General features: G+C 35.3%; 5 protein-coding genes. 4 read left to right on the forward strand and 1 reads right to left on the reverse strand.

Going from position 1 to position 6,573, the window contains the following annotated elements; genetic code table 11:
- Nucleotides 1-1,697, forward strand: a 1,697-nt coding sequence (locus AC3DU7_RS21085; protein WP_488041264.1) for a VapE domain-containing protein, incomplete at its 5' end; no start/stop codon positions are given.
- A 14-nt stretch (nt 1,698-1,711) separates the two neighbouring features.
- On the opposite strand, the gene AC3DU7_RS21090 is transcribed toward AC3DU7_RS21085, so the two are convergent.
- Nucleotides 1,712-2,947, reverse strand: a complete 1,236-nt coding sequence (locus AC3DU7_RS21090) for a tyrosine-type recombinase/integrase (protein WP_488041265.1) — start codon at nt 2,945-2,947, stop codon at nt 1,712-1,714.
- Between the two features lie 477 nt (nt 2,948-3,424).
- On the opposite strand from AC3DU7_RS21090, the gene AC3DU7_RS21095 reads away from it, so the two are divergent.
- The 3 genes from AC3DU7_RS21095 to AC3DU7_RS21105 form a co-directional block, all read left to right on the forward strand.
- On the forward strand, nt 3,425-3,610 hold the full coding sequence (locus AC3DU7_RS21095) for a ribbon-helix-helix domain-containing protein (protein WP_488041266.1): 186 nt from the start codon (nt 3,425-3,427) through the stop codon (nt 3,608-3,610).
- Between the two features lie 409 nt (nt 3,611-4,019).
- Complete coding sequence (locus AC3DU7_RS21100; RefSeq protein WP_488041267.1) at nt 4,020-5,942, forward strand: DUF6798 domain-containing protein; 1,923 nt, start codon at nt 4,020-4,022, stop codon at nt 5,940-5,942.
- Nucleotides 5,943-6,138: 196 nt separating this feature from the next.
- The coding region (locus AC3DU7_RS21105) for a Uma2 family endonuclease (RefSeq protein WP_488041268.1) at nt 6,139-6,573 on the forward strand (435 nt) is incomplete at its 3' end.

A 6,573-nucleotide genomic window follows, 5' to 3' on the forward strand; every position in this document is an offset into this window, starting at 1 on the left:
GTAGTTGGAGAATAGGAGCTGGTTCTCCTGCTGCAAATGCTCGGTTTCTGAAAGAAGAGTTAAAGATACATGAAAGATTGCGGTTAAACCTTCTGACAATGGAGTATGAGATAGATGGTAAGTCCGTTAGTGAAATGTACCCAAACGGTGTAGGATATGATTTGCCAATATTAATAGACAGATACTTTCATGTTTACTACACTGGCGCTTTAGACAGGTTTTATCCACTAATAGCAGAAGTGGCTACAAAGTTTAACCCAGTTGAAGATTATCTAAGAGGCTTGCCTCAAACCAAGTCTGACTTTATCGATGAATTTATCACTAAATCACTACAGGTGACAAAAACTATTCAGGTGCTGATGGTCAGAAAGTGGCTAATTGGCACTGCCAGGCGATCGCTGTCTAAGGAAGAAGAGAAGATGGATAACGCTCTCGTCCTACAAGGAAATCAAGGAATATTTAAGTCAACATTTTTTGAAGCATTAGCAGGACAGGGATTTTTCACAGATGACATGGGGAACATTTCTGATAAGGATGAAAAAATCAAACCTCACTCCCACTGGATAGTTGAGTGGGCAGAGCTAGAAAACATCTTCGACAAAACCAAGGAAGCTAACATCAAATCCTTCCTTACCCGAAAAGCTGATGTCATCCGTCCTCCCTATGCCCGAAGTGCCAGCAAAATGAACAGACGTTTTTCAATCTGTGGTACAACAAACAAGTCTGAATTTCTCACAGACCAAACCGGTAATAGACGTTTCTGGGTGGTTTCACTACCTCAGAAAAAGGGCGAACAGATAGATATAGATTATGTGAGGCAAAACAGAGACAAGCTATGGGGGGCAGTAATGAATGCCATTGCTAATGATGAACCTCACTGGCTAGACCAGGAAAATGCTACATTGGCAGAGTTAGAAGCTGATAAATCAGTCTGGCGAAACCCAAATGTGCAAGATATATTAATTCCAGTATTTTACGAGAAACTGAAAGCAGGAATTAAGAAAATATCAAGACAGGAAATCAACGACAGATTAGAGAGAGAAGACGAAAAACAAACACCACATCAACTAAAGAAATTCTTGGAGACCTATGATATTTCTAAGAAGGCTAGAAACATTCTTTATCGCAAACGCGGAGCAGACTCCCCAAGTAAAGATTGCCGAGGATTTTACCTAACAGATGATGAAGGCAAAATACCGCCGAAACTCTTACAAGCTTTTACCGACTTTGGCCTAGAACCACTCACAAAACCAGTCACCAGTCAGTCACCTAATTTAGTGACTAAGTCTGAAGCTCCCACCACCGCTGAATCTAGTCAGCCAGTCACTAAAACAGCCTCTGTTGCAGCAGATGATATTTTTAAAGTAGGAGACAAAGTGATCGACACTACTGAATCGGATGAAGAGCTGGTAGTTGTTAAAGTGGAAAATCAAATTAATGGTCAATATTGCTGGGTTGAATCTGACAAATACCAAGAACACAAAGTCCCGTCGTGGTCATTGAAACTAGCAAATCAAGCTGAATCACCACCCTATCCAGAGAAGCCCCTAAAACCAGGAGACAAGGTAAAAGTTTTTGATCAGAACGGAGAGAAAATCGGGACTTTCCTAAAAGAAATGGCTGGCGACCTGCTAGTTCATTTCGGAAATCCCGAAAAGTGGTTTGCTTACCGACGCAACATGGTCAATCTTGCCTAAGTTGATATCATAAATTACAGACTAGGCACTTGTATTTGCCTGATGTCTGCTGAAGCGTAATGTTTATAGGTAGTAACGGGGCTGTTTCCTACGAGCTTCGTTACGTCTTTGACATCCATGCCTGCTTCCAGAGACAAAGTGATAAATGTATGTCTCGTGCTATAAGGCTTTTTGTAATCAATGTTAAGGCTTAACAGTATCGGTTTCCACGTTCTACTCCTCAAAATTCGTGTGTCGATAATTTTTCCTCTTTGAGTAGTAAAAACTCTGTTTTTAAGGTTATTTGGCTGATATTCTTTCTGTTTCGTCAATATATTTTTTACCTGATTATTGATAGGAAACAACCTACTATCTTGTGTTTTTAAACCTTCTAATTCTTGTAAACCATCTACACTATCAGTAATAGCTTTATTGAATTTAATAAATTCATAATCACCAATAACATCATCCCAAGTCATTGCTATAGCTTCACTTGGACGACATCCTGTGTAGAACAAGAAAGAGTAATAGTTATGATAATGTCTAACAAAAGGTTGGTCAGATGCAGCCATTGCGTTTAAGATTTCATCCCTTTCACTCGCACTCAAAGATAAAGTCTTATAATCATCGCTTTTCTTTCTTTTGTTAGGCTTAATTTCACTTCTTAAACCAGTGAGGGGATTGATTCGTAATTTCTTGACTTTCTTCAGTTTAATAGACCATGAGATAAAAGCTTGAAACTGAACAAAAACTACTAAAGCAGTCTCTTCAGAAAACTTATGCTTTAGAGATTGAATTATTTTATCTACATATTCAGGTTCCTCTACATCTATCTCAATATTGCCAACTACAGAATTTTGCCTGAGAAAATTCAACGCTATCAAAAATTTACTTTTAAAAGTAGAAGGTCTGACTTTTTCTTTTCTGTCCATTGCATATTGTTCAAACAATTCTAAAAATGTAATCTCTTTTTCTGCAACGACCTTCTTTAAGACCCTGTATTTATCGTAAGTTTTATCTACTCTCTCATACAAAATATCTGATTCTAATAAGCTTGCCTTAGCTTGCGCTATTTTTCGGTTCTCAGGGTTATCATCCAGCCCCAGGCTTAAAAAATTACCTGATTTACCGCCAACTGACATGGGAATGGTTATCCGGAGCTTCCCTTTATTTGAAGAAACCCCTACTTTGCCTCTGTATTTTTTGTCCACTTCTATATTTCCTTGTCTTAACTTGCCTGGCGATCGCCTCATTTTTGTCCAACCAGTCACCCTAGTCAGTCACCTATTTTAGTGACTAGCACTCAAAGCTTTGCTGTGTATAGGTTTAGTCACCCAGTCACTAAAAGTCACTCTTTTCTTACAAAAGCAATATCTAGAAAAGCTTATTTTTTATCCTTGGCCACTGATTTGATTTGACGATCGCTTTTATGATGCAAGTATAGAGCATCTATAGAAAATATAGATATTATTTCCAAACATAAAAGTAATAAAACTCTTGCTAAACAAAGCTTTTAATATTTAAAAACTAATTCTTCTTGTAGAGCAATACAATTCCAGATGTTTTTACAGAAGCTTCACGAAATGTTTGATTGATAATGGTTAAGTTTTTCCGATTCATGGCCAGATATCAAGATGTAATTGCTAGACTTTGCTAGCATATACTATCATGGCAAAGCATAGCACAACACAAGTTAGTCAATTTTTTGTATGCTTAAGATCGGAAAAATTAAGTATTAGGTGTTGAAAATGGGCGGAAAAACAGATTTAGATAGAGTTGTAGCTTATATTCCTCCAGAGTGGAAAAAAGAATTAGAGGGATGGGCAAAAGAGAATGAACGTTCCGTATCTTGGTTAGTGGGCAAGTTAATTGAGCGAGGTTTACAAGAACATAGAAACCATCAAGATTCTGCCAAAGAAGGTGTTAGTTATTAGGTATTAACTAGGTTTTCTAGCAGTACTAAATAGCATTCTTTCCTCAAGAATTTAGAGTTTTCAAAGGGAGTAAAATTTTGATTTTACAACACGAATACAAAGAATATTTTTGATAACTGATAGCTAGTTAAGTAAAGTTTGACTGTAAGCATTTTCTGCGGAATGTTGCGCAAACAGCAGTCAGCTATCAGCTATCAGCTTGATTGCCTTTAAAGGAAAAAAAGCAACTTTATCACAGCTTCAGAGTACGAAATCTCGTAGAAATAGCTTACCGCTATAGCTGAATACTTACGTTTGACTTTTAAAGAAAATTTACTTAAAAACATCAAAATACTCAGAGCAAGAGTGTTGATTTTATAGATTTTCCCTCTTCCTTCTTACCTCTTCCTTCTTCCTTCTTACATAACAAATGTGGCATCTTAAAAAATATAGTTGGCACTTTACCTTATCTCTATTTACTTTTTTAATTCTCGGTGCATTTATTACTAGAGGATACACTTTTCCAGTAGGAAATCATTACACTCATGTTCCTCAAGTTAAATCAATGTTGAATCCTGAACTCTATATTAATGATTACTATGTTCAGGAAATGTTGCAGTTTACTCCTAGATATTACTACCAACATTTAGTTTATTTTTTCAGCAAAGTTACTGGTAGTATTTCCCTTACATATTTGATTTATTATCTAATTTCATTGATTGGTTTTATCTGGGGTTTATCTGCTATTAGTAAATTTTTTACCACCTCAAAACTATCTACAGCAGTTTTAATTTTTCTGAGTTTAAAATCCTACACTTTAATTGGATATTTAGAGCTTTTTCCTAATACTCCCATACCTGCAACATTTGCGATGAGCCTAACAGTTTGGGGGATTTATTTCTGTTTTCGGCAAAGATGGATAATTGGTTATTTATTTTTCGGTATTGCTTCAATATTACAGTTTTTAGTTGGGGTTTTGCCGGGAATAATGATGATACCAATTATGTTCATTGAGGCGATAAAAAATCGACGGCTTAAACAAGTGGTTTTACCATTAATTATTTTATTTTGGTTGGCAAGTTTAGTTTATCTGCCAATGGTATTAACTGGTACGACTAGCACTGACAAATTGAGTAATGAAGAGTTTGTGTTTATCTACGGTTGGGTAAGAAATCCTCATCATATTATTCCTGCTTATTGGAATTGGAAAATTAGACTGGATTTTATCTGTTTTATTTTGGGTGGATGTTTGTGTATTCACAAAGTTGATATTGTTCAATCGGAAGATTTTTTGCAGAAATCTGGAAAAGGAAATATAGAAGAGATAACAGCAAGGAAAAAAGATTTAGTTTTTACCAATGTAAGATTTCTAGAGAAATGGAAGTTTTACCTAATTATTGCAGAGTCAATTTTTGCTTTGTTTTTGGGTTATATTTTTGTCGAAGTTTATCCACTAGCTTTATTTGCTAAGTTGCAGTTAGCGCGAACTGTTCCTTTTGCCCAGTTGATGATATTTATTGCTGTGAGTATTGTGAGCGATCGCTTATATCAGCAAGGTAATTTAGGAGTTGGTTTACTATTGATAATATCTCTAATTTTGTCTGTACCGTATCAAGGAATTTGCTTTTTTATTTTATCGGTGGGATTATTTTTTTTGGAAAAATGGAGTTACAAATTACTAGTCTGGTTAATAGTTTTAACTGGATTAATATTTTACTTAGGGCAGTCTCCGACAGATTCAAACTTTAATCATTTATTGGCAAAGCTTAGTTTATTTTTGGTATTAATATTTCCGTTTATTTTGGATGAGGTTGATTTAGCGGTCGCTAGGAAATATTTAATTACTTATAGTTTGGCTGGAGTCACAACTTTAGTATTTGTTTTAGGATTATTTGAGGCATTGCCAGGAAAATTTTTAGAGGTATTTCAACAACAGGTAAAATTTAACAGAATTCCTCAAAATGAAGTGACGAAGTTGGCTTTAAAATTCAAACAAATTAGCAATAAAGACGACATAATTTTAATCCCTCCATTTGTGTCAAATTTTCAGTTTTTTTCTGAGAGAGCAGTTATTGTAGACTTTAAACATTTTCCTCAAACTGATAGCGGAATTAGGGAGTGGAAAAATCGAATGGAGGACGTTTTTGGAGTAGATTTGAATGATAAATTAGCGGTAGGAGCGATGGAAATTTTGTTTCCACAACAGACAGGAAAAGAATTAGTTAATGTGGCGAAAAAATATGGCGCTGAATATATTTTGACTAAGGTTGAATGGCATAGAGATATTGAGGGGAATATTGTAGCTAGAGAAGGAGAGTGGGTGATTTTTAGAATAAATTTTCAGCTATTATAGTAAGCATTTCCTGCGGAATGCTGCGCAAATAGCCGTCAGCTATCAACTACCAGCTTTATTAGCTTGAATTATATAGTCATATGTTTTTAAATTGATATTATTACTTGGAATCAAGATAATTTTTCCTAACCCAACCAAACTCAACATTAGCTATAATCAAATCACAGGATAAATTGTTAATTGAGATGAAATATATATGTCAAATCTAACAGTCAAAGACTTAGAAATATTGCAAGGTAATCTTAATCAAGCAGATTTAGATTATCAATTAGAATTAGAGGAAGGAAAAATATTAGTTATGGGTCCATCAGATATTGTTTCTAGTGAAGTAGGCGCTCAGTTAATTCGACTATTAGGTAACTGGGTTTATCCACGTCGTCTCGGACGTTTGTTTGATTCTAGTGGTGCTTTTATTCTTCCAGATTCTAATTTAAAAGTACCTGACGTTTCTTTTGTTCGTGCCCAACGCCTGAAAAAAAGCGTTCGTTATTTTGGAGAATTAACGCCTGATTTAGTAGTAGAAATTAAATCTCAAAGTGACAGAATTAAACCTTTAAAAGAGAAAATAAAGAAGTATTTAGAATTAGGAGCGGAAGTAGGAATTTTGATAGACCCCGATGAGGAAATAGTT

This window comes from Okeania sp. (assembly GCF_983059655.1).